Source organism: Streptantibioticus ferralitis, assembly GCF_029223525.1.
In the GTDB taxonomy this organism is placed as follows: Bacteria; Actinomycetota; Actinomycetes; order Streptomycetales; family Streptomycetaceae; genus Streptantibioticus_A; species Streptantibioticus_A ferralitis.
On the sequence record NZ_JARHTQ010000012.1, the window covers coordinates 13046 to 33699 of the forward strand.

A 20654-nucleotide genomic window follows, 5' to 3' on the forward strand; every position below is an offset into this window, starting at 1 on the left:
CCCTCACACATCCCCTCGCGCTCAGACGCGCGACGGGGCGCGTATGCGGAGGGCGAGCGAAACACACCACTAGGGGGAAGAACGGTGAACCAACCCACACAGACCCACGGGGGACCGCCCACGCTGCGTGAGCCGGACCGGGCCCAGGCGGAGCGGCTCCTGCAGCGTGCCGTCACGGAGGAGACCCAGCGCGCCACCCGCTCCAAGCGGCAGGTTGACGCCACCGCCCTGCTGGATCGCGGGCGGGCCGCGCTCGACGACATCGCGGTGCACGCGACCGAGGAGTACGCGGCGTATCTGCGCGCGGTGGACGCCGGTTCCGGTGCGCCGCGCCGCGATCCGGCGGTACCCCCGGCGCTGCTGGCCGGGGTGTGCGGGGCCACCGCGTTCGCCGTCGACCTCGGGCAGGGGCTCTCCGCGGGCGCCTCGCTGGTGACCGGTGTCGCGGTGATGGCCGCCGCGGGTGTCGCCATCGGCGCCAAGTCGGTCGTCCGGGGACGGGCGGGCGGGCAGGGGCAGTCCGGCGATGCCGAACAGCTGCGACAGCAGTGGCTGGCGGCACTGGAGCGACGCGGGGTGCGGCCGTTCCTGGAGCAGCAGCGCGTGGTGACACCGCCGACGCCGAGCCTGAAGAAGACCTCGAAGTCCCCCGTACCGGCGCAGGCGAAGCGTGGCGACCGCAGCGCCGCCGCCCGCCAACGCGCCGTACTTGAGCAGTCGTTCAGCCTGCTGCCGCAGAGCGACGGGCCGTTCACCGGGCGCCGCGGCCATCTGGCGCAGATCAACCAGTGGGTGCAGCAGGGCCGCGCCTCCACCGAGACCAAGCCGACCGTGGTGATGCTCCACGGCCCGACGGGCTCGGGCCGCAGCGCGCTCGCGGTGCGCGCCGCACGGCAGTTGAGCGACCAGTTCCGGGGCGCCTGTGTCGTCCCGCTGCGGGGCGGCGCAGTGAACGAAGCGCCGATGTCCACCCGCGAAGCGCTGCTGTACATCCTCAACCGGCTCGGCGCGCCCCGCGAGCAACTGCTGTTCCGCGAGCGGCCCAACCAGGAGCAGCACCTGCGGCGGTTGAGCGAGCAGTACCAGAAGCACCTCACCGATCTGCCCGCCGTGATCATCCTCGATGACGCCTCCGACCCCGAACAGGTGCGCACGCTCGTCCCGGAACACTCCGAGAGCCTGGTCCTGGTGACCTCCGCCGCGCCGGTGGACCTCGGCTCCACGTCCGCGTGGGTGCACAACCTGCCCGTCGAGGCGCTGACCGAGACGGACGCCAAGGAACTGCTGCGGGAGCTCGCGGTCGACGGCGTGCCGGACGATCCGCAATCCGCCGAACACGTACGGCAGTTGTGCGGCGGGCTGCCGCTGGCGCTGACCGTCGCCGGATCCTCGCTGGGCTCGCGGACGCTGCGGCGGCTCGCCGACGACCTGGAGGCGTACGGGCCGGTGGATCCGGTGGAGCGGGCGCTGGCGCTGCGCTACCACGACCAGTCCGAGGTCTCCCGCCGTCTGCTACGCCGTCTGGCACTGGCCGGTCGGGCGAGTCTGGGCGCGGCGGCCGCCGGTGCGCTGCTGGCGACCGACGAGAAGGAGGCGACACGCAGGCTTGAGGAGTTGGCGAAGGCCGGGCTGATCGAGCATGTCCGCGGCACCCGGTACCGGCTGCACGACGTGGTCCGCGGCTTCGCGTACGCCAGGCTGCTGGACGAGGAGGAGCCGGGCGAGCAGACGGCCGCGCAGGAGCGGCTGATCCGCACCTACTCGGAGCTGGCCGACTCGGTGATCCGCCTGGTCGACGGCAAGACCTCCACCCGTGCCGACACGTTCGTCAAGGGCGCGGTCGGCTCGCACGGCTTCCGCTCGCTCGACCAGGCGCTGCGCTGGCTGGACGACGAGTCGAGCTTCATCACGGCGACGGTGCGCAGCGCGGAGGGCGTCGACCAAGCGGCGGTGCTGCATCTGCTGGGCGCGCTGTGCGACTACTGCCTGCTGCGCGGCGATCTGTACCGGCTGGGCGAGATCAGCGAGTTGACGCAGGAGGTCGACCAGGGGCTGCTGGTGCGCTCTGTGCAGTGGCGCACCGGTATCGCGGCGCGGCAGCTCGGCGAGTTGGACCGGGCGCGCTCCACGCTGACCTCGGTGGTCAACCTGTACTTCGAGGCCCAGCATCCGGCGGGCGCCGCCCGCGCGCTGTGCAGCCTCGGCATCACCCTGCACCACCAGGGCAACCTGCGGGAGGCGGCGGCCAAACTCGGCGAGGCGCTGGACCTGCAGAACACCGACGCGCTGCGCGGCGACCGCGCCTGGACCCAGCACGCCCTCGCCGCCGTGCTCCGCGACCAGGGCCGGGTCGAGGAGGCGCGCGAACTGCTGCTGGCGGCGCTGGAGTTGCACCGCGAGAGCGAGAGCGTGCACGGACAGGCCTGGGCACACATGCAGCTGGGGCAGGTGTATCTGCGGCTCGGTGACGAGGCCAGCGCGCTCGCCGCGCTGCACGAGGCCCAGCGGGAGTACGAGGTCACCCACGACCAGCGCGGCACCGCGTGGACCATGACGCAGCTCGCCCGCGCCGTGTTGGTGCGCGGCGCGGCGCCCGAGGCCGTACAGGCGCTGCACGAGGCGCTCGGCAGGCACCGGGAGAACGAGGACGCCCGGGGCGAGGCCTGGACGCTGTACTACCTGGGCCAGGCGCAGGAGGAGGCGGGCGACGCGGACGCGGCGCTGCGCTCACTGGAGCGCGCCCGCAGCATGTTCAACCGCATGCGGGACGCCTACGGGCTGGCCTGCGCCCGCCATCACTCGGCCCGGCTCACCCGCGACCAGCGCGCCAAGCAGGTCGGAAACCTGCGCAACAGCGGCTTCGCCCGGCAGTTGCTGCAGGACGCCAGGCAGGACTTCCGCAAGGTGGGCGTGCCGCACGGTGAGGCGTGGTCCTGCGTGGAGCTGGCGGTGATCGACGCCGGTAACGCCCGGATCCCCGAGGCACTCGAACTGACCGAGGAGGCCGGGCGCCTGTTCGTCACCATCGGCGACCGGCGCGGCGAGGACTGGGCGCGCTTCCTGCGCTGCACCCTGCTTCCGCTGGCCTCCGAAGCCGGGGCGAAGGCGGCCGAGCAGGACCTCGCCGACCTCCTCGCCACCGACCACGACGGCCGCGACCCGGCGCTCCAGGAGTACGCGGAAGCCTGGTCGCTGGTCCTGCAGCGCGGCCTTCAGCCCGGCGAGCCCTGGGAGGTCTGGCGGCTGGGCATGACTCCGACTCGGGCGTCGCGCGACCGACTGTCCCTGGCGGCAACGGCGTAGCGCAAGCACGCAGCGGATACGCACCGGGGCACAGCCCCAACGGATACGCACCGGGGCACAGCCCTGAAGGGGGGCCGGGGGCGCAGCCCCAAGCGGGGCCGGGGGCGCAGCCGGGCGGGCGCCGGGGGCTGTGCCCCTGGCGCAGCGAGGGGGTCCGGGGGCGAAGCCCCCGGAACTAACCCTCCCGCTTGGCCGCGGACGCCGCCTCAGCCCCGGACTTCGAGGAGGGAACCTCCTCGAAGTCAATCTTCTGGAACTGCTTGTTCATGCTCTTCATCAAGAACCACACGGCAGCACCGATGGCCGCGAAGACGACGAAGCCGATAAGGCCCGGCGTCACCTTGTTCTGGTCGAGGTCGGCGAGCTGGACGAGGTGCGCGGCCGCCGGGGTGAAGGAAGCGTTCACGAGAGCCATTGTCTACCCCGCCTCGCGGATGCCCGCAAAGAGGTCCGATTCTGGCAATGTGGTGTCCACTCGCGACTTCGCGAGCTCGTAGTCCTCGGTCGGCCAGATCTCCTTCTGCACGTCCATGGGCACGTGGAACCAGAAGCCGTCCGGGTCGATCTGCGTGGCGTGCGCGAGCAGCGCCTTGTCCCGGATCTCGAAGAAGTCGGCGCACGGCACGTAGGTGGTGATCTCCCGGTCCGGCCGGTCCATCTTGTCCCAGCGCTCCAGCCACTCCCCGTACGGCGACTCCAGGCCGCGGGCCAGCAGCCCCTCGTGCAGGGCGACGGTACGGACCCGGTTGAACCCCTGGTTGTAGTAGAGCTTCAACGGCGTCCAAGGCTCGCCCGCGTCCGGGTAGCGCTCCGGGTCCCCGGCAGCGTCGAAGGCCACCATCGAGATCTTGTGGGTCATGATGTGGTCGGGGTGCGGATAGCCCCCGTTCTCGTCGTACGTGGTGATCACATGCGGCCGGAACTCGCGGATCAGCTTGACCAGCGCACCCGCGGCCTCGTCGACGTCCTGCAGTCCGAAGCAGCCCTCCGGCAGCGGCGGCAGCGGGTCGCCCTCCGGCAGCCCGGAGTCCACGAAGCCGAGCCACGCCTGCTTGACGCCCAGGATCTGGCGGGCCTCGTCCATCTCCTTGGCCCGCACCTCGTGAATGTGCTCCTCGATGTAGGGATCGCCCTGGAGCTTGGGGTTCAGCACGGATCCGCGCTCGCCACCGGTACAGGTGGCCACCAGCACGTCCACGCCGTCGGACACGTACTTGGCCATCGTCGCCGCGCCCTTGCTGGACTCGTCGTCGGGATGCGCGTGCACGGCCATCAGTCGCAGCTGATCGGTCAAGGCAAAGGTCCTTACGGTGAAGGATTGGCTACGGGAGTGGGGTCAGTACGTCTAGCAACGCCCTCTATAGTGACCGACGCGGGGGCGTGAATAATTCCGTAGCCCCCTCGCTGGAGGATCGATCATGAGCGCCGTGCGCGACCGGTTGCCCGAGGGGCGCTACGGGCGCACGGACAGCGCCACCACCGACCGGCGGCTGAAGCTGCTCGGCACGGTGCTGGGCGGGGCGCTCGTGCTGGGCCTGGGCATCGGCGGCTGGTGGTACCTGTCCACGAACACCGTCAGCGGCCAGGTCGTCACCTTCGACGTGCTGTCCGACACCGAGGTGCGGGCCCATCTGGAGGTCCACAAGGACAGCGGTCAGACCGCCGTGTGCACCCTGCGCTCACAGGCCGCCGACCAGTCCGAGGTGGGCCGCAAGGACGTGACGGTCGGCGGTTCCGCGTCGACCGTGGACACCACCGTGACGATCCGCACCACGGGCCGCGGCAGCACCGCGGAACTTCTCCGCTGCAAGGCCGCTGACCAGCACTGACGCCCTCGGGCCCGCCCCGGGTGCGGCCGGAATTTAACGGCTTCCTTCTCCCGGTCCCGGCCGGTAATTGTTACGCTCGTGGTTTCGCCCGTCCGCACAGGCGCATGCCGTCGGAAGGGCGTTCAGTGCATCTGGAACCAGCTGGAACGAGCCGGAGCCAGGCAGTAGGACTGAAGACAAAAGCAGCACCAAGTAAGCAGCAAGCCGAGTACCGACGAGGAGCACCTGTGACCCAGACCAGCGACAACGTCACCTGGCTGACCCAGGAGGCGTACGACCAGCTCAAGGCCGAGCTGGAGCACCTGTCGGGTCCCGCCCGCGCCGAGATCGTGGCCAAGATCGAGGAAGCGCGCCAGGAGGGCGACCTCAAGGAGAACGCGGGTTACCACGCCGCGCGCGAGGACCAGGGGAAGCTGGAGCTGCGGATCCGCCAGCTGACCCAGCTGCTCCAGCACGCCAAGGTGGGCGAGGCACCCGCGGACAACGGCGTGGTCGCCCCCGGCATGGTGGTCACCATCGCCTTCGACGGGGACCCCGACGACACCCTGACCTTCCTGCTGGGCTCGCGCGAGGGCATCTCCTCGGACATCGACACCTACTCGCCGCAGTCCCCGCTGGGGTCGGCGGTCAGCGGCAAGAAGGCCGGTGACGACGCCTCGTACGAGCTGCCGAACGGCAAGAAGGCGTCGGTGAAGATCCTCGACGCCAAGCCGTACGGAGCCTGAGCCAACACGCACGCCGAAGCCCCGGACCCCCCGTGCGGTCCGGGGCTTCGAACCAGCGCGCCAGCGGGGTCAGCGGTGGCCTGGGGCGGAGCCCCCGGAAAAGCCCACCCACCCCGGCGGGGCGATTCCTAGGCCGTCGCGGAGCGATACTTCCGCACCGCCAGGGTGCGGAAGACCGCGATGATCACGACGGACCAGAGCAGCGACGCCAGCGCCGGGTGCTCCATGGGCCAGGCTTGCGAGACCATGCCCTGCGGGTTGCCGAAGAGCTGGCGGGCCGCCTGCACGGTGGCGCTGAACGGGTTCCAGTCGGCGACATGCCGCAGGAACGCCGGCATGTTGGCGGTCGGCACGAACGCGTTGGACACGAACGTCAGCGGGAACAGCCAGATCAGCCCGCCCGAGGTGGCCGCCTCCGGGGTCCGAACCGAAAGCCCGATCAGCGCGCCGATCCACGAGAAGGCGTAGCCCAGCAGGAGCAGCAGCCCTATCCCGGCCAGCGCCTTGGGGAAGCCGTCGTGAATCCGCCAGCCGACGATCACCGCCACCACGATCAGCACCAGCATGGTCAGCGCCGTCTGCACCAGATCCGCGAGGGTGCGTCCGGTGAGCACCGCACCGCGCGACATCGGCAGTGAACGGAACCTGTCGATCAGCCCCTTGTGCATATCGTCGGCGATGCCCGCACCCGCGCCCGCCGTGGCGAACGTCACCGTCTGCGCGAAGATGCCCGCCATCAGGTACTCGCGGTAGACGGAGGGATCGTTGCCCGGGTGGCCGGGCACCGGTATCGCGCCGCCGAACACATAGCTGAACAGCACGACGAACATGATCGGCTGGACCAGCCCGAAGATCACGACCTCGGGTATCCGCACCATGCGGATCAGATTGCGCTTGGCGATGACCAGGGAGTCGCGTACCGCCTGGGCCGGGCCGCCGGAGGGACGCGGCGCGCGGGTGGCGGTCACGGTCTGGGTGGTGGTCACTTGGCTGCCTCCTCGGCCTCGCGCGCGCTGCTGCCCCCGCAGGTGTTCCCTGCGGTCCCCTTCTCGGCGTTCTGCGCGCCGGTGCGCCGCGGTTCGGCGCTGCCCTCGTCCGCACCCCCCGCGTCCACACCCCCCGCTTCGGCGCCCTCCGCTTCCGCGACATGGCCGGTGAGCGCGAGGAACACGTCGTCCAGGGTGGGACGGCGCAGTCCGATGTCGTCTATCTCGATGCCCTGGGTGTCGAGTTCGCGGATGACCTCCGCGAGGAGCTTCGCCCCGCCGGTGACGGGAACGGTGACGCGCCGGGTGTGCCGGTCCACCGTCGCCTCGCTCTTGTTGAGCCCCTTGGCGCTGAACCTGCGCAGGATGGCCGTCGCCGGTTCGATCATCGCCGGTTCCTGGACGACGACTTCGACGCGTTCGCCGCCGGTGCGGGCCTTGAGTTGGTCGGAGGTGCCGCGCTCGATGACCCTGCCGTGGTCGATCACCGCGATGTCGTGCGCGAGGCGGTCCGCCTCCTCCAGGTACTGGGTGGTGAGCAGCAACGTGGTGCCGCCGGAGACCAGTTCCTGGATGACCTCCCACAACTGCTGGCGGTTGCGCGGGTCCAGGCCGGTGGTCGGCTCGTCCATGAACATCACCGGCGGCTGGACGACCAGCGCCGCGGCCAGGTCGAGCCGGCGGCGCATACCGCCGGAGTATGTCTTGGCGGGCCGGTCGGCCGCTTCGGCGAGGTTGAAGCGCTCCAGCAGCTCACCGGCGCGGGCTTTGGCCACCCGGGCACTCATCTGGTAGAGCTGGCCGACCATTTGGAGGTTCTCCCGGCCGGTGAGGTACTCGTCGACGGCGGCGAACTGGCCGGACAGGCCTATCGAGCGGCGCACTTCGTTGGGGTGTTTGAGGACGTCTATGCCCGCTACGGCGACACGGCCGCTGTCCGGCCGTAGCAGTGTGGTCAGAACCCGGACCGCGGTGGTCTTCCCGGCACCGTTGGGGCCGAGCAGACCGAGCACGGTGCCTTCGGGCACGTCGAGATCGACGCCGTCCAGCGCCCGTACGTCACCGAAGGTCTTCACCAGGCCTTCGGCGTAAATGGCACCTGGCATAGGAGTACTCCCTGGGTTTGGGCTACGTGTTCGGCCTGTGTGCGGTGAGCGTGGTGCTTCACCGGACGCTGCGGCACCAGCGGCTGCCACAGCGCCATGTGTCACCTTCGCCCCGAATGCCGGGTGTCGCGACCCGGCACGACAACGTCACGATGCATCGCGAGTATGGCTGTTCGCGATATATCGCGTCAACCGGTCGTGAGTCAGTGCGCGAACACAGCCCCATCCCTCACCCGATGACGGCGTACCCCGCCTCGCCCAACGCCTGGGCCACCCGCGCGCAGTGCTCCGGACCCTTCGTCTCCAGATGCAGCTCCACCTCCGCCTCCGTGAGCCCCAGCCGCGGATCGGTCCGCACATGGCTCACATCCAGGACGTTAGCGTCCACCTCTGACAACACCCCCAGGAGCAGCGCCAACGCCCCGGGACGGTCGGTCAGCCGCAGCCGCAGCGACAGATAGCGCCCGGCCGCCGCCATGCCGTGGGTCAGAATCCGCTGCATCAGCAACGGGTCCACGTTGCCGCCCGACAGCACCGCGACCACCGGCCCCTCGAATGCCTCCGGCTCACTCAGCAGCGCCGCCACCGGACTCGCCCCTGCGGGCTCCACCACCAGCTTCGCCCGCTCAAGACACAGCAGCAGCGCACGGGACAGCGCGTCCTCGGAGACCGTACGGACCTCGTCCACCAGCTCACGGATGATCCCGAACGGCACGTCGCCCGGCCGCCCGACCTTGATGCCGTCGGCCATGGTGGACGGCGCCTCGATGGCCACCGGCCGCCCGGCCGCCAGCGAGGGCGGATACGCCGCCGCGCCAGCCGCCTGCACACCCACCACCCGAACGTCCGGCCGCAGCGCCTTGACCGCCACCGCGATCCCAGCCGCGAGACCGCCACCTCCGATGCCCACGACGATGGTGCCCACCTCCGGGCACTGCTCCAGGATCTCCAGGCCCACCGTGCCCTGACCGGCCACCACGTCCGGATGGTCGAACGGATGGATGAACACCGCCCCGGTGGCCACGGCGTACTCCTGGGCGGCGCGCAGCGTCTCGTCCACCACCTGCCCGTGCAGCCGGACTTCGGCGCCGTAGTCGCGGGTGGCCGCCACCTTCGGCAGCGGAGCGCCGACCGGCATGAAGACGGTGGCCCGCACCCCGAGCAGCGACGCCGCCAACGCCACGCCCTGCGCGTGGTTGCCCGCGCTGGCCGCCACCACACCGGCCGCCCGCTCCTGCTCGGACAAGCCCGCGATCCGGACAAAGGCACCGCGCAGCTTGAACGAGCCGGTGCGTTGCAGGTTCTCGCACTTGAAATGGACCGGTGCGCCAACCAGCGAGGAGAGATGGCGGCTCCCCTCCAGGGCGGTGACCCGGGCCACGCCCGACAGCGTCTTCTGGGCGTTGCGCACGTCGTCGAGAGTGACGGAAGCAAACTTGTCGACCATGCGGCCAAGCATCGCACTCAGGTACTCGGACGCAGTACGAATGCAGTAGGGAATGCGGACGAATGCGGTAGGAATGAGCGGCTGTCCGGCTGTCGGACCATATGTTTGGGCTGCGGGGGTACGGGGAACACCCCGTCCGCGTACCCTTCCGACATGCCGACCTCCGTTGACATGACATCTGCCGCACTTTTCGAGCGCCTTCAGCATCAGGTCGCCCTCTTCGCGCGGCGCGCGGAGCAGACCCGCCTCGGTGGCGTGGGCAAGGCCCGCAACTCGATGGACCGTGCGGCCTATCTGCTCCTGAACCGGCTCGACCGGGAAGGCCCCATGGGCGTCAAGGCGCTCGCCGAGGGCATGGGAATCGACTCCTCCACCGTGACCCGCCAAGTGGCACCACTGGTCGAGTCCGGGTTGGTCAAACGGACCTCCCACCCCGAGGACGGCCGCGCCGTCGTCCTGGCGCTCTCCCCACGCGGCCGCGGCCGCCTGGAGGAGGTACGGGCCTCACGGTGCGCACTGATGGAGGTCGTCACCGACGGCTGGACACAGGACGAGCGGGAGCAGTTCTGCGACCTGCTCTCACGCTTCAACATCGCCCTCTCCGACTACCACGTGGCCTCGGGGGGCGGGGAGTCCTAGCGGTCCACGGCACAACGGGGGAAGGCCTTACGCCGTGCGGCGCCGCAGCCGCACGGCGTACCTCTTGACCGGCGCGCACCACGTGCCGTCCCATAGCCTGCAAAGCGTGCAGGCACCCGGGCCGGGGGAAGCATGGTGGGAGCGCGCCGCGAGGCTCAAGAGCACCGCAGGGCCCGGGAGTTCGAGGCGTTCACCGCGGGCGCCGCGGGGCGGCTGCTGCACGCCGCCACACTGCTGACCGGCGACCCCGCCGAAGGCGAACGGCTGCTGGTGGCCGCGCTGGCCCGCACCTACGCCGACTGGTTCCGGATGCGCGGCGAGGACCCGTACGTCCATACCCGCGAGGAACTGGCCACCCGGTTCGCGCACCACGCCTGGCACTACCGGCGACCGCGCGGCGGGCTGCTCGACCGGCTCGCGCCGCAGGAGCGGTTGGTGCTGGTGCTACGGCTCTACGAGGGCGTGGCCGAGGAGCAGGCCGCGGCCCAGCTCGGGCTGCCCGCGGAACGGCTGCGGACCGTCTACCTGCGGGCGATGGCGACGATGCGGAGCCGGGCGTGACGGACGCGGTCAGCGGCCGGCTGCCGGACCGCAAGGAGGCCGAGGTCCGGCGGATGCTGGAGATACCGCATCCTCCGGTACCCGCCGACCTGGCCGAGCGCGCGATAGCGCACGGGCGGCGCCTGGTGCGGCGGCGGCTGCTGCTGCGCCGCACCCTGTGGGCACTGCTGCTCGCGGCGGTGGTGGCAGTCGCCATATGGGCGGCCATGGACTGGCCGACCCCGGCACCGCTCAACGTCACGCCCCCGCTGGAGAGTTGGTGAGCGCGCGCCTCCGGCGGGGGCCTGCTCGGGGACGAGGCGGATCTCAGGGGGTTTGAGGGTTCACCCCAAACCCCCTGAAACAGGCGCCAGTCGCTTACCCCAGTGCCTCGGTCAGGTCCGCCAGCAGGTCGTCGACGGACTCGATGCCCACCGACAGCCGGACCAGGTCGGACGGCACCTCCAGCGCCGAGCCCGCCACCGAGGCGTGGGTCATCCGGCCCGGGTGCTCGATCAGCGACTCCACACCGCCCAGGGACTCACCGAGGGTGAACAGCTTCGCGCGGTTGCAGACCTCGACGGCCGCCTCCTCGCCGGCCGCGACCCGGAACGAGATCATTCCGCCGAACGCCCGCATCTGCTTGGCCGCGACCTCGTGACCGGCGTGCCCGGCCAGCCCCGGGTAGAACACCTGGGTCACCTTGGGGTGGTTGACCAGCATCTCCGCGATGCGGGTGGCGTTGGCGCTGTGCCGGTCCATGCGCACCGCCAGCGTCTTGATGCCGCGCATCACCAGCCAGGCGTCGAACGGCCCGGCCACCGCGCCCATCGCGTTCTGGTGGTACGCGAGCTGCTCGCCGAGCTCGGCGTCACCGGTGACCAGCGCACCGCCGACGACATCGGAGTGGCCGCCCATGTACTTGGTGGTCGAGTGCACGACGACATCGGCGCCGAGCGCCAGCGGCTGCTGGAGGTAGGGGCTGGCGAAGGTGTTGTCGACGACAAGGCGGACGCCCGCGCCACGCGCGATGTCGGCGAGCGCCGCGATGTCCGTGATGCCCAGCAGCGGATTGCTGGGCGTCTCGACCCAGATCAGCTTGGTGTTGGGCCGCAGTTCGGCCCGTACCGCCGCCGGGTCGGAGGTGTCGGCCACCGACCACTGCACGCCCCACCGCTCAACGACCTTGCTGAACAGGCGGAACGTGCCGCCATAGGCGTCGTTCGGGATCACCACGTGGTCGCCGGGCACCAGGACGGTGCGCAGCAGGCAGTCCTCCGCGGCCAGCCCGGACGCGAAGGCGAGGCCGCGTCGGCCGTCCTCCAGGGCGGCGAGGTTCTCCTCCAGCGCGGTCCTGGTCGGGTTGGCCGACCGGCTGTACTCGTAGCCGCCGCGAAGGCCGCCCACCCCGTCCTGCTTGTACGTGGACACCTGGTAGATGGGGGTGACGACGGCGCCGGTCTGGGCGTCGGCCGGCTGCCCCGCGTGGATGGCGAGGGTCTCGAAACTCTGATGCCGCTCGGTGTGCTGGTCGCTCATGTGCCCGAGCGTAATGCGCCGGGGGCACTGCTCTGCCCCGGAATCCCCAGGTCCGCCGCTGCGTTCTCTCTGGAGAGCGTAGGTAGTGAGGAGACCAGCCGATGTTCCTGAACCGCTTCAAGACGAAGCTGCCGACCGCCGAAGAGGCGCTGCCCGGCCGCGACCAGCCGGAATTCACCGTCCCCACCCAGCACACGGTCCTCGGCAAGCCGCTGCTGGGCCCGTACCCCGAGGACCTCCAGGTCGCGGACTTCGGCCTGGGCTGCTTCTGGGGCGCGGAGCGGCGCTTCTGGCAGACCCCGGGCGTGTGGACGACCCTGGTCGGCTACCAGGGCGGCCACACCCGCAACCCCTCCTACGAGGAGGTCTGCAGCGGCCACACCGGCCACACCGAAGCCGTCCGGGTCGTCTTCGACCCGGCCCTGGTCTCCTACGAGCAGCTGCTCAAGGTCTTCTGGGAGGCCCACGACCCCACCGAGGGCTTCCGCCAGGGCAACGACATCGGCACCCAGTACCGCTCCGCGATCTACACCCACTCCCCCGCCCAGCAGGCCGCCGCCATCACCTCCCGCGACGCCTACCAGCCCATCCTCACCAAGGCCGGCTACGGCCCGATCACCACGGAAATCACCCCCGCGGGCCCGTTCTACCCGGCCGAGCCGTACCACCAGCAGTACTTGGACAAGAACCCCGCCGGCTATTGCGGGATCGGGGGGACGGGGGTTGCGTGCCCGATCGGCGTGGCCAAGGCGGATGGCTGAGCCCAGGCTCTTCGACTGTTCATCCCGCCCCCTGGCAGGCGCGGTCTAGGGTGCTCGGATGGACATTGGTGCGGTGCTGATCGCCGTGGTGGGTGTCGCAGGAACCCTCGGGGGCGCCCTGCTCACCCAGCGCGGTGCCGAGCGGGCCAAGCGACGCGAGCTGGAGATGACCCGGGCCCTCCAGGAAGTCCGCGACAACCGTGAACTGCGACGTGGCTGCTATACGCAACTGCACCGGGACGCACGCCAGTTCGCCACGGCGCTCAGCCGTCACCTGTACATCATGCGGGACCGTCCGGCCGGGGACGAGGACGTTCGGGCGTTGGAGGAGTCCAAAGACACCCACCGCGACCGCTGGTCCGAGGCACTGATGATCGCGCCCGACGCCGTGATCGTTCCCGCCCACGAACTGAACGAGGCACTGACCCGCGTCTACGGGCAGGTCAAGCGCCTGGAACAGGGAAACCCACGGCCGGGCGAGACCCCGCAATCCGCCTTCGAAGCACAGCAGGCGCTCTGGTCCCTCATAGGCACCATGAGGGACGCGATGCGCCGTGACCTGGGAGTGGCCGAGGAGCCCGGCGGGACCACGATGGTTGAGCTCCCCGAGCGCGAAGCCAACGGTTCCACCCCGCGTCCTGCTGGCGGGTGTCTCTTGCCCGGTAGGCGTGGCTCCGACGGAAGACTGATGCCTCTAGAGCCTCTACAGGCCGAACAAGCCGACGCCCCCGGCCGTTGAGCCCTGCGATTGGTGGGGCTCTCACGCCTGCTCCGTGCCCTCTGCTGCCGTCCTCGCCTCCCGTCAGGCCAGCAGTGAGCCCGGGCAATCCGTGTCCCCCGTGAACGCTGCGCCGGTCACCGTGAGCACTCAGCCGGTGGCCGGACCGGCACAGGCCCTGCCCGTCTTCCGGTCTCGTTCCGGCAGATGGGCGGGGTCGCCGCAGAAGGCCCCAGTCAAACGGCCGCCGGCAGACCAATGGGGTTCGCAACGGGCGGGATGCCTGCCTCCCGCAGTCGCCGAACCGGATCCTCCAGAGCCATGAGCAGCGCATCAGCGTGACCCGTCCGAGGACGGGAACAGGGCGACGCGGGGGCCGTTGGGCGGAGGTCCGCGAGCGGACCCCGGTGCTGATGACACCGGGGCGCTCGTCGTGCCCGTTGGCCAACGCACCTGCTCGGCAATGGAGTTGACCTCATGGACGGGGAAGGGATCTGGGCGCATGTGTCGCGCGGACGGGCCGGGCTTCGAGGGTGACGCGTTCGACGTTGACGAGATGCTGTGGGTGCCTGAAGATGCGGTGATCACCTGCTTACCGAAGTCGACTGCCAGCTCTACGAGTTCCTCCGCGTCGGCACGGAGGGTGGGCGTCGCGAGATCGGCTGCGCCGCTCACTGTGGCCGGCTCCAGGCCGTGCCGGTCGGCAAGGTCGATCACGTCTTTCCGGCAGGGGGCTGATCCAGCAGGGCGACGAGACGGGTAGGCCCAATCGTCCGCCGCCACCGTTGCCCCTTCGGGCCTGTGGGGCGGCCATGGACAGCGTGGACCCTCGTCGCGGAAGATCTTGCCCACGGCCGATCGAAATGCCGTGTGCAGTAAGCCTGTTCGTCCATGAGCCGGAGGCCAGACCATGACCGCTGCCACCCGCGATCTGTTCGAGCGCTACCACGCGTGCTGGGAGTCCCGCGACCCTGACCGGATCGCCGGACTCCACACAGCCGACTCCGTGTTCCATCTGCACTCGGGCCAGGACCCCGTGCGGGGGCCGGCTGCCATCCGTGAGGCGGCGGCCGGACTGTTCAAGCTGGTCCCCGACCTGGCGTTCGACCTTGTCTCGCTCCGCGTCGGGGAGGACTTCTGGGTCGTCCAGTGGAAGCTGAGCGGCACGTCCGCGGCCGGGGTCGCGGTCGACATCGACCTCGCTGACTTCGTCCTGGTCGAGAACGGGGCGGTGAAGGAGAAGCACTCCTATGTCGACGGAGTGGCGATGCAGGCCGCGTTGGCGCCCGCCGGGGCGGCCTCATAAGACCGACATGGTCGTTTCGCCATGGGTCACATAGCCAGGCCCTCGCAGGGACGGGCGTCTCTTGCCCGGTGGGCGTGGCTCCGACGGAGGGCTGACACCTCTATCGCCGCCACGGACCGGACAGACCGACGCCCCCGGCCGTTGAGGTTCCGGGGGGCGTCGGCGGTAGGGCTAGGGAGCTTGTAGTACCTGGGAGACTTCGGCGGCGGTTGGACGGTCTTCCGGCTTACGACTCAGCATGGCGTCAATCAGCTTGCCCAGCGTGCCAGGCACGGTCACCGGTCGGTGTGAACGCTCCACAATGGCCGTTCGCTGCTCCTTTCGCGACGCATCGTCGGGGTAGTCGACGTGCCTCAATCCGGTAGCGCTGATTAAGAGAGAGGCGCCCAACCCGTATACGTCGGCTTCCGGTGTCGGCGTGGCGGTCCTCGTCTCCAGAACGCTGCGCGAGATTTCCGGCGCTTCGTAGTGCACAAGGCACCCCCGGTACGGGAAGTCGCAGGCTTCCGGAACCTGTCCCTCGCTGTGGGCTAGCGCGAGGTCGATCAGGAATGTGCCTGTCGGTCCGATGATGAAGTGTGCGGGTTGGACGTCGCCGTGCGCCCAACCCTTTGCGTGGAGCGCGGCGAGGGTGACCGCGCATGAATACGCTTCGTCAAGGGTGGGCTGGGGCAACTCGTCGGCGGAGCGGTGAGGCTCCCACAGTTCCCAGAGACTCTGACCGGGGCGCCACGGTTGGGCGTTCCACGTACCTTCCTCCCAATGCCCGTGGAAGATCCGCTCTGGGGTGAGCTGGTGCATGATTACTGCTTCGCGTGCGGGGGCCATGGCTGTCCATGGCTGGCCGTCCCATTGATCGGTCGCTTTGATGGCGTACCCCAGCTTCACGGCGTACGGGCCGCGATCAGATTCGATCTTCCAAACCGTGGAACCGCGCCGATTGACCACCAACCGCCTAGACGCGGGGGCTAGTTGGTCCGTGACACTGCTAGGCAATTCGTGAGGGTCCATGGTCCCTATCCCTCCTATGTGACAGGGCCGCCCCCTCGCGAAGTCGGCCCCGGAACACGTCACGTCACGCCGGGGAGCGTAGTGCTAGTGGTTGTACGGCCTTCCGTCATCGCTGTCGCCTGTTGGGGGATTGCCGCCTTGCCCGTCGCTGTCGCCGTCGCTCCCGTTGCCCCCGCCGGTCAGTCCGTAGGGCCGTCCGCAGTCCGAATCGCACTGCGCGGCGCTCTCGCCGTTCACGGTCCATAGGTCATCGAAGACCAGAAAGCGCGCCGACTTCATGGCGTGGGCGCTCGCTTGGACGGCTTCGAGCGTCCGCCCGCCACCTGCGGGCCGGGGATTGTGATGGAGCATCCGGCCTGCGCGCTTCTGGCAGAACTCCTGGTGCTCCTCCGTGTGGAGAATGAAAGCGTGCAACCCGTGGTCGACGTCGTAGCTCGGGACCATGGGGACGGTTGCGGTAGCTGCGGTGGCAACGAACGCAATCGCCTGGTCGGTGATGCGCTCCGCCCGCTCCGGGTCCTGCCCGAAGTGGACGACGGTGAAGTGAACGATGCTGTTGAACAACTCGTCACTGACGAGGGACCTGCCGGACCGCAGGTCAATCGCTGTCGCTGTCATGGTGCTTGATCCCTCCTGTTGGAGTGGTGCACTGCATTTGCCGACCCGCCCCGGCCGACCAATCCGCAGAGCCCGGGGCGGGTACTTGCCCCACCCCTACCGGGATCTCGAACATGGGCGCGTGGGAGACCCGTCCGATTCCATCCGGCAGGGGCGGGAGATCAGTTGCCGGGTTCTTGACCCGGCAGGCGGACGCCCGGGTGTCCGCGTGACTTGTTCAGCGTGGCCGGGATCACGGGGATGGTTCGGTGTCGGGCGCGGTGACCGGGGCTGGTGGCTCGGCGTTGTGGGTGTCGGCGACGGCCTGGTGACTGAGGGTGACGGCGGGGCCGACCGCGCCGACCGCGACCAGGACCGCCGCGAACCGCCACCCGGGTAATGCGATCGGCTCGGACGGCGTCGCGTGACGGCCGCTCACCGGTGGCCCCCGCTCGTTAGACACTGCGGGCACTCGCACGGCGGGTACGCCAGCGAGAACGGGGCGGCGTCGGCAGGCGGAACGCGATGCGCTTCGCGTACCTGGATGCGCCTACCGGCCTCGGTGACCCGATACACGGCGATCGTCAGGCCGGGGTGATCCCGCGTGCCGTCCAGCGCCCACACGGCCGCGCTCACCGCTCGGCCTCCGGGCGCGGAGGCATGACCGCCTCGGCCAGAGTCAGACCGTCGGGGGCTTCGCCAGGGTGCGGTTGCAGCGTGCCGGGCACCGCTGTCCAGTCATCGCCACCGCCTTCGGGCAGCAGGTGGTACACGGGCGCCCCGGTGTCCTCGGGCAGCGCCACAACGACACCGAGACGGCCGGTCTTGGTGTCCTGGGCGAGGTCGCCGCGAAGGGGTGTCCATCCGGCGGCGGCGTCGGCGAGGTTGCGCCGCCGCTCGGCGTCTTCAGGGGTGCGTCGTCGTGTCATGCAACGGACGGTAAGGGCGCGACTACCCCTGAATATGAATCAGGGGAATAGCTCCTGGTCATCCAAATGAAAACGATTGGACATCGCCCGCAGGCGTTCCCGCGTGGACACCCGTTCGGCATAGACGATCTGACGCAACGTCGCCCGCGCGATGGGGTGGTTACGTACAAGCTGGGGGGCCAGGCGCTCAGCCTCGGATAGCTCGGACAGGGCCTTGTCCCGGTTGCCGTCCCATAGCCAGGCGCGGGCCATGTCCATCCGGTGATGCCCTCGCCGGGACTTCGGCAGTTTGGCCACGCGGGCGCGGTCGGCGCGCTTGTCACGTTGAATGGCTTCGGTCTGGTCGCTCATCTCCAGCGCCACATTGACCCCGTGGATGAGCACGTTTCCGGTGGAGAACGTCAGCGAGTGCCGGTCGAACACCGGTGCCGGGTTGCTGTCGGCGCGGTCGGCGGCCTCCTGCGCCAGGCTCAATCGGTGGTTCACCTCGGCCGCGTTGCTCGCGCGGGCTGCGGAGACGGCGGCGCGCAGTTGCAGCGATCCCCAGACGCGGACAGCCAGCGGGTCTCCGCTGTCGTACTCGGCCTGCACGCTGCGCAATGCCTTGTCCGACAGGGACAGGGAATCGTCCCAATCGGCGGTAGCCCACATGTCCCATACCCGCATCCAGTCGGCGACGGCGGGCATGAGCGGGTCGCCGGAGAGCTGCGCCGACCACGCCGCACGTTCGCACGCCATAGCGATCAGCTCAGGGTGTCCGAGAGCATGTGCGGCGGTGTGCGCGAACTTGCAGCACATCGCGTAGACCGCGTACGCCTCTTCGCGTTCATGGCCGGTGCTCATCTCGGCTAGGGCGCGGGCCTCGCGGAACATGTCCGGAAGGGATTGAAGAATCGGCACGTTGGCCGCTGCGTCCCTGAGTCGATGTAGCCGGGCGGTGTCTGCCCACAGTTCCGAGGACGGTCGTGGGGTGCCGTCGAACACGGGTGCCAGGTCGTAGCGGCGCAGCTCTCGCAGGATCGCCGTGGCGGCCTTCTGCCATTGATTCTCTGCGACCGTACGGCCTGCGTACGGGCGCTCGATCAGGTCGTTGGGGTGGCAGTGCAGCGCTGCGGCAATGGCGTTGATCAGCCCCGCGCGGTCCAGCTCGATCTGGCCTTTCTCCACCTTGGACAGCCAGCCTTGCGATTTGCCAACGGCGGCAGCCACATCGGCTTGCGTCATCCCCAACCGCAAGCGCTGGCGGCGGATGCGACGGCCGATTGCCTCTTGTTCTTCGAGGAGTTGGGGCATGCTGGTCTCCGTCCTGTGGTCGCATTCAGGACGGTACCCGCGCAACACCGACGCGGGGAACGAGAACGGCCCGCACCTGTATGGGGTGCGGGCCGTTTGTGTGCCGCTACGGTTTCATCACGTGATGAAACATCCGGACTCCTGGCCGTGGCAGAGTCGCTTGATGGCTATGGCGGCGGCGGTCGATGACCACGCGAAGCGTTGTGTGGGGCGTGCGACTGGTCGCGCGAGTCGGCGGCGTACGTCGCGCTGAATCGGTGCATGGGCGGTACTGTGCACGCTGCGGATATGCACTCATCCCCCCGGTCTGCCCTGGATCGGGTCTGGACTCGGGTTACGGGGATGCCGATTTGTGCTGTCCGTGAGACCTGCACCAGAGAAGGTCAGCCACGCTGGCGGGCGCGAAGAGTGATCAGGCACGCGTGTGCGTGATCAACCCCCCACCTACATCAACCACTCTGCCGGTCCCTGAGGGAGGCGGCCGCGACCGTTGGCGCCAACGGCGCTGGGAGGCGTGGTCAGTTGGCGGCTCAGAGAACGCCCGCGCTTCCAAGCCGGGCATGGGCCGCCTTCCGGATTCCGGCTCAGGATTCGCGGAGTTGGTCGGAGCGCGTCGCCGCTTTTCGTGTCAGGCGGGTCACGTGCGCACTGTGCTGTCCCTGGCAGGCGGGGACAGTTACCGGCTCGACGGTGTAATGCGGTTGGCAGGGCCGGCGCATCCGGGAACGCTGCCTTCGGGACTGCAGTTGTCCGGGGTGTTGTGGATGACCTTGCTGGCAGTGAGGGTGGCCTGACCGGAGTTCTCGTTGAAGATGCCGCCGCCGGCGGTAATCGCCGTGTTGCGCGTGACCAGGCTTCGAACCAGTGCGGCCGTACTGGCGTTGTTCGCAAGGCCCCCGCCTGAGACGGCAACATTGTCCCTGACAGTGGTCGACGTGAGGCGCAGGGTGGAGCCGAACTGGTTGATGCCGCCACCGTGAAGGGCGGTGTTGCCCCGGACCGATACGGAGTCCAGCGACGCGGTACTTCTGACGTTCTCCAGACCGCCACCGTTGTCGTTGAGTGCCCGGTTCTTGAGCAGCGCCCCGCCCTTCATCGTCACCGTGCCGGGACGGTCGAGGATGGCGTAGCGTCCGTTGGCGATTCCGCCGCCATTGTGGATTGCGGTGTTGCGCTTGACCGTGCTGCGGTCGAGTGTGAGCTGTCCGCCCAGGTTGTAGACGCCACCACCCGTGCCGGCAAGATTGCCCTTGATGATCGCGCTGTTCAGGTTCAGGGTGCCGCTGTTCCAGATGCCGCCGCCAGCGGAATCGGGCACGCTTCCGCCACTGACCGTAAGCGATTTCAGCGTGAGATTGCCACCATTCGCCACGTGGAAGATGCGGAAGGCCTGCGTCGCGTTCGGGGCGCGTCGAACGGAGGTGTCGCGGCCGGAGATGGTCACGTTCCCGGTGATCTCCGGAAGCCCGTCCTCAGGGTTGTCGGGTGCGGTCAGGGTGTAGGTGCAGTGGGGCGCAAGGGTGATGCGACCGCCGCTGGTGTTGGCCTGGCTGATTGCGTTCCTCAGGGCGGTGATGTCGTTGCACCGCACATGAGTCCCCCCGGTAGCACTGGCCGGTCCGGCGGACAGGACGGCAATGGACAGTCCCACACCAACCGTGGTGGTCGCGGCACGCACGATGTTCTTCATCACTACGCCCTTCTCAGTGCTGGGGAGCGAAGAGGCACATCTCACCGGCACCCAACGGCCATGCCGCCGATCAACGGGGGGGATCAAATGGCACTTCCTTCATAACCGCCAGGCGTAGCAGCCTCACCTGGTGTACCGCCGAACGGCCCCGTGCCCTTGCGGACCCCGATCCAGTGCCGTCGGCGACGCCGGTCGGGTCTTGGCCGGCGCCGTGATGAACCCGGGCCGCCTTCGA

21 protein-coding genes are annotated in these 20654 nt (G+C 69.5%); 9 read left to right on the forward strand and 12 right to left on the reverse strand.

Annotated features, from left to right (window positions below; translation table 11 throughout):
• Positions 1-123 precede the first annotated feature (123 nt).
• Entirely contained in the window at positions 124-3303 is a 3180-nt protein-coding gene (locus tag P2L57_RS19360; RefSeq protein WP_275816514.1) for a tetratricopeptide repeat protein, read from the forward strand.
• Positions 3304-3478: 175 nt separating this feature from the next.
• Here P2L57_RS19360 and P2L57_RS19365 read toward each other — a convergent pair whose 3' ends face one another.
• Together P2L57_RS19365 and mca are read right to left on the reverse strand one after the other, a co-directional pair.
• Positions 3479-3718: a hypothetical protein gene (locus P2L57_RS19365; protein WP_275816174.1), complete on the reverse strand. Its 240-nt coding sequence runs from the start codon at positions 3716-3718 to the stop codon at positions 3479-3481.
• Between the two features lie 3 nt (positions 3719-3721).
• Positions 3722-4597 carry a mycothiol conjugate amidase Mca gene (mca, locus tag P2L57_RS19370; protein ID WP_275816176.1) on the reverse strand — a complete coding sequence of 292 codons (876 nt, stop codon included), beginning with the start codon at positions 4595-4597 and terminating at the stop codon, positions 3722-3724.
• A gap of 124 nt (positions 4598-4721) precedes the next feature.
• Between mca and P2L57_RS19375 the strand changes: the two genes are divergently transcribed.
• Both P2L57_RS19375 and greA read left to right on the forward strand, forming a co-directional pair.
• Positions 4722-5132, forward strand: a complete 411-nt coding sequence (locus P2L57_RS19375; RefSeq protein ID WP_275816178.1) for a DUF4307 domain-containing protein — start codon at positions 4722-4724, stop codon at positions 5130-5132.
• 227 nt (positions 5133-5359) lie between these two features.
• Positions 5360-5857 (forward strand): transcription elongation factor GreA, encoded by a 498-nt coding sequence (greA, locus tag P2L57_RS19380; RefSeq protein WP_275816180.1) that lies wholly within the window; start codon positions 5360-5362, stop codon positions 5855-5857.
• 128 nt (positions 5858-5985) lie between these two features.
• Here greA and P2L57_RS19385 read toward each other — a convergent pair whose 3' ends face one another.
• The 3 genes from P2L57_RS19385 to ilvA all read right to left on the reverse strand — a co-directional run bounded on the left by P2L57_RS19385 (position 5986) and on the right by ilvA (position 9396).
• Positions 5986-6843, reverse strand: coding sequence for an ABC transporter permease (locus P2L57_RS19385; protein ID WP_275816181.1), 858 nt, complete (start codon positions 6841-6843; stop codon positions 5986-5988).
• On the reverse strand, positions 6840-7949 hold the full coding sequence (locus P2L57_RS19390; RefSeq protein ID WP_275816184.1) for an ATP-binding cassette domain-containing protein: 1110 nt from the start codon (positions 7947-7949) through the stop codon (positions 6840-6842). The genes P2L57_RS19385 and P2L57_RS19390 overlap by 4 nt, the downstream gene beginning before the upstream one ends.
• Before the next feature lie 229 nt (positions 7950-8178).
• Positions 8179-9396, reverse strand: a complete 1218-nt coding sequence (gene ilvA, locus P2L57_RS19395) for a threonine ammonia-lyase (protein WP_275816186.1) — start codon at positions 9394-9396, stop codon at positions 8179-8181.
• A 153-nt stretch (positions 9397-9549) separates the two neighbouring features.
• Here ilvA and P2L57_RS19400 point away from each other — a divergent pair, with 153 nt between their 5' ends.
• From P2L57_RS19400 to P2L57_RS19410, 3 genes are all read left to right on the forward strand, one after another.
• A complete protein-coding gene (locus P2L57_RS19400) occupies positions 9550-10035 on the forward strand; it encodes a MarR family winged helix-turn-helix transcriptional regulator (protein ID WP_275816188.1) in 486 nt (161 codons plus the stop codon).
• A gap of 135 nt (positions 10036-10170) precedes the next feature.
• Complete coding sequence (locus P2L57_RS19405; protein WP_275816516.1) at positions 10171-10596, forward strand: sigma factor-like helix-turn-helix DNA-binding protein; 426 nt, start codon at positions 10171-10173, stop codon at positions 10594-10596.
• A complete protein-coding gene (locus tag P2L57_RS19410) occupies positions 10593-10859 on the forward strand; it encodes a hypothetical protein (protein WP_275816190.1) in 267 nt (88 codons plus the stop codon). The genes P2L57_RS19405 and P2L57_RS19410 overlap by 4 nt, the downstream gene beginning before the upstream one ends.
• 94 nt (positions 10860-10953) lie before the next feature.
• Here P2L57_RS19410 and P2L57_RS19415 read toward each other — a convergent pair whose 3' ends face one another.
• Positions 10954-12114: a cystathionine gamma-synthase gene (locus P2L57_RS19415; RefSeq protein WP_275816192.1), complete on the reverse strand. Its 1161-nt coding sequence runs from the start codon at positions 12112-12114 to the stop codon at positions 10954-10956.
• Between the two features lie 101 nt (positions 12115-12215).
• Between P2L57_RS19415 and msrA the strand changes: the two genes are divergently transcribed.
• From msrA to P2L57_RS19430, 3 genes are all read left to right on the forward strand, one after another.
• The gene (gene msrA / locus P2L57_RS19420) at positions 12216-12875 is read left to right on the forward strand and encodes a peptide-methionine (S)-S-oxide reductase MsrA (protein WP_275816194.1); all 660 of its coding nucleotides are present in this window, start codon (positions 12216-12218) and stop codon (positions 12873-12875) included.
• 58 nt (positions 12876-12933) lie between these two features.
• A complete protein-coding gene (locus P2L57_RS19425; protein ID WP_275816197.1) occupies positions 12934-13614 on the forward strand; it encodes a hypothetical protein in 681 nt (226 codons plus the stop codon).
• A gap of 889 nt (positions 13615-14503) precedes the next feature.
• On the forward strand, positions 14504-14899 hold the full coding sequence (locus P2L57_RS19430) for a nuclear transport factor 2 family protein (RefSeq protein ID WP_275816200.1): 396 nt from the start codon (positions 14504-14506) through the stop codon (positions 14897-14899).
• Positions 14900-15070: 171 nt separating this feature from the next.
• Here P2L57_RS19430 and P2L57_RS19435 read toward each other — a convergent pair whose 3' ends face one another.
• From P2L57_RS19435 to P2L57_RS19460, 6 genes are all read right to left on the reverse strand, one after another.
• On the reverse strand, positions 15071-15910 hold the full coding sequence (locus tag P2L57_RS19435) for a protein kinase domain-containing protein (protein WP_275816202.1): 840 nt from the start codon (positions 15908-15910) through the stop codon (positions 15071-15073).
• Positions 15911-15994: 84 nt separating this feature from the next.
• The gene (locus P2L57_RS19440; protein ID WP_504987350.1) at positions 15995-16528 is read right to left on the reverse strand and encodes a UCP032817 domain-containing protein; all 534 of its coding nucleotides are present in this window, start codon (positions 16526-16528) and stop codon (positions 15995-15997) included.
• Between the two features lie 232 nt (positions 16529-16760).
• A complete protein-coding gene (locus P2L57_RS19445) occupies positions 16761-16946 on the reverse strand; it encodes a hypothetical protein (protein ID WP_275816204.1) in 186 nt (61 codons plus the stop codon).
• Between the two features lie 193 nt (positions 16947-17139).
• On the reverse strand, positions 17140-17436 hold the full coding sequence (locus P2L57_RS19450; RefSeq protein ID WP_275816206.1) for a hypothetical protein: 297 nt from the start codon (positions 17434-17436) through the stop codon (positions 17140-17142).
• A gap of 39 nt (positions 17437-17475) precedes the next feature.
• The gene (locus tag P2L57_RS19455; RefSeq protein WP_275816208.1) at positions 17476-18729 is read right to left on the reverse strand and encodes a helix-turn-helix domain-containing protein; all 1254 of its coding nucleotides are present in this window, start codon (positions 18727-18729) and stop codon (positions 17476-17478) included.
• A gap of 676 nt (positions 18730-19405) precedes the next feature.
• Positions 19406-20419, reverse strand: a complete 1014-nt coding sequence (locus P2L57_RS19460; RefSeq protein ID WP_275816210.1) for a right-handed parallel beta-helix repeat-containing protein — start codon at positions 20417-20419, stop codon at positions 19406-19408.
• Between the last annotated feature and the right edge of the window lie 235 nt (positions 20420-20654).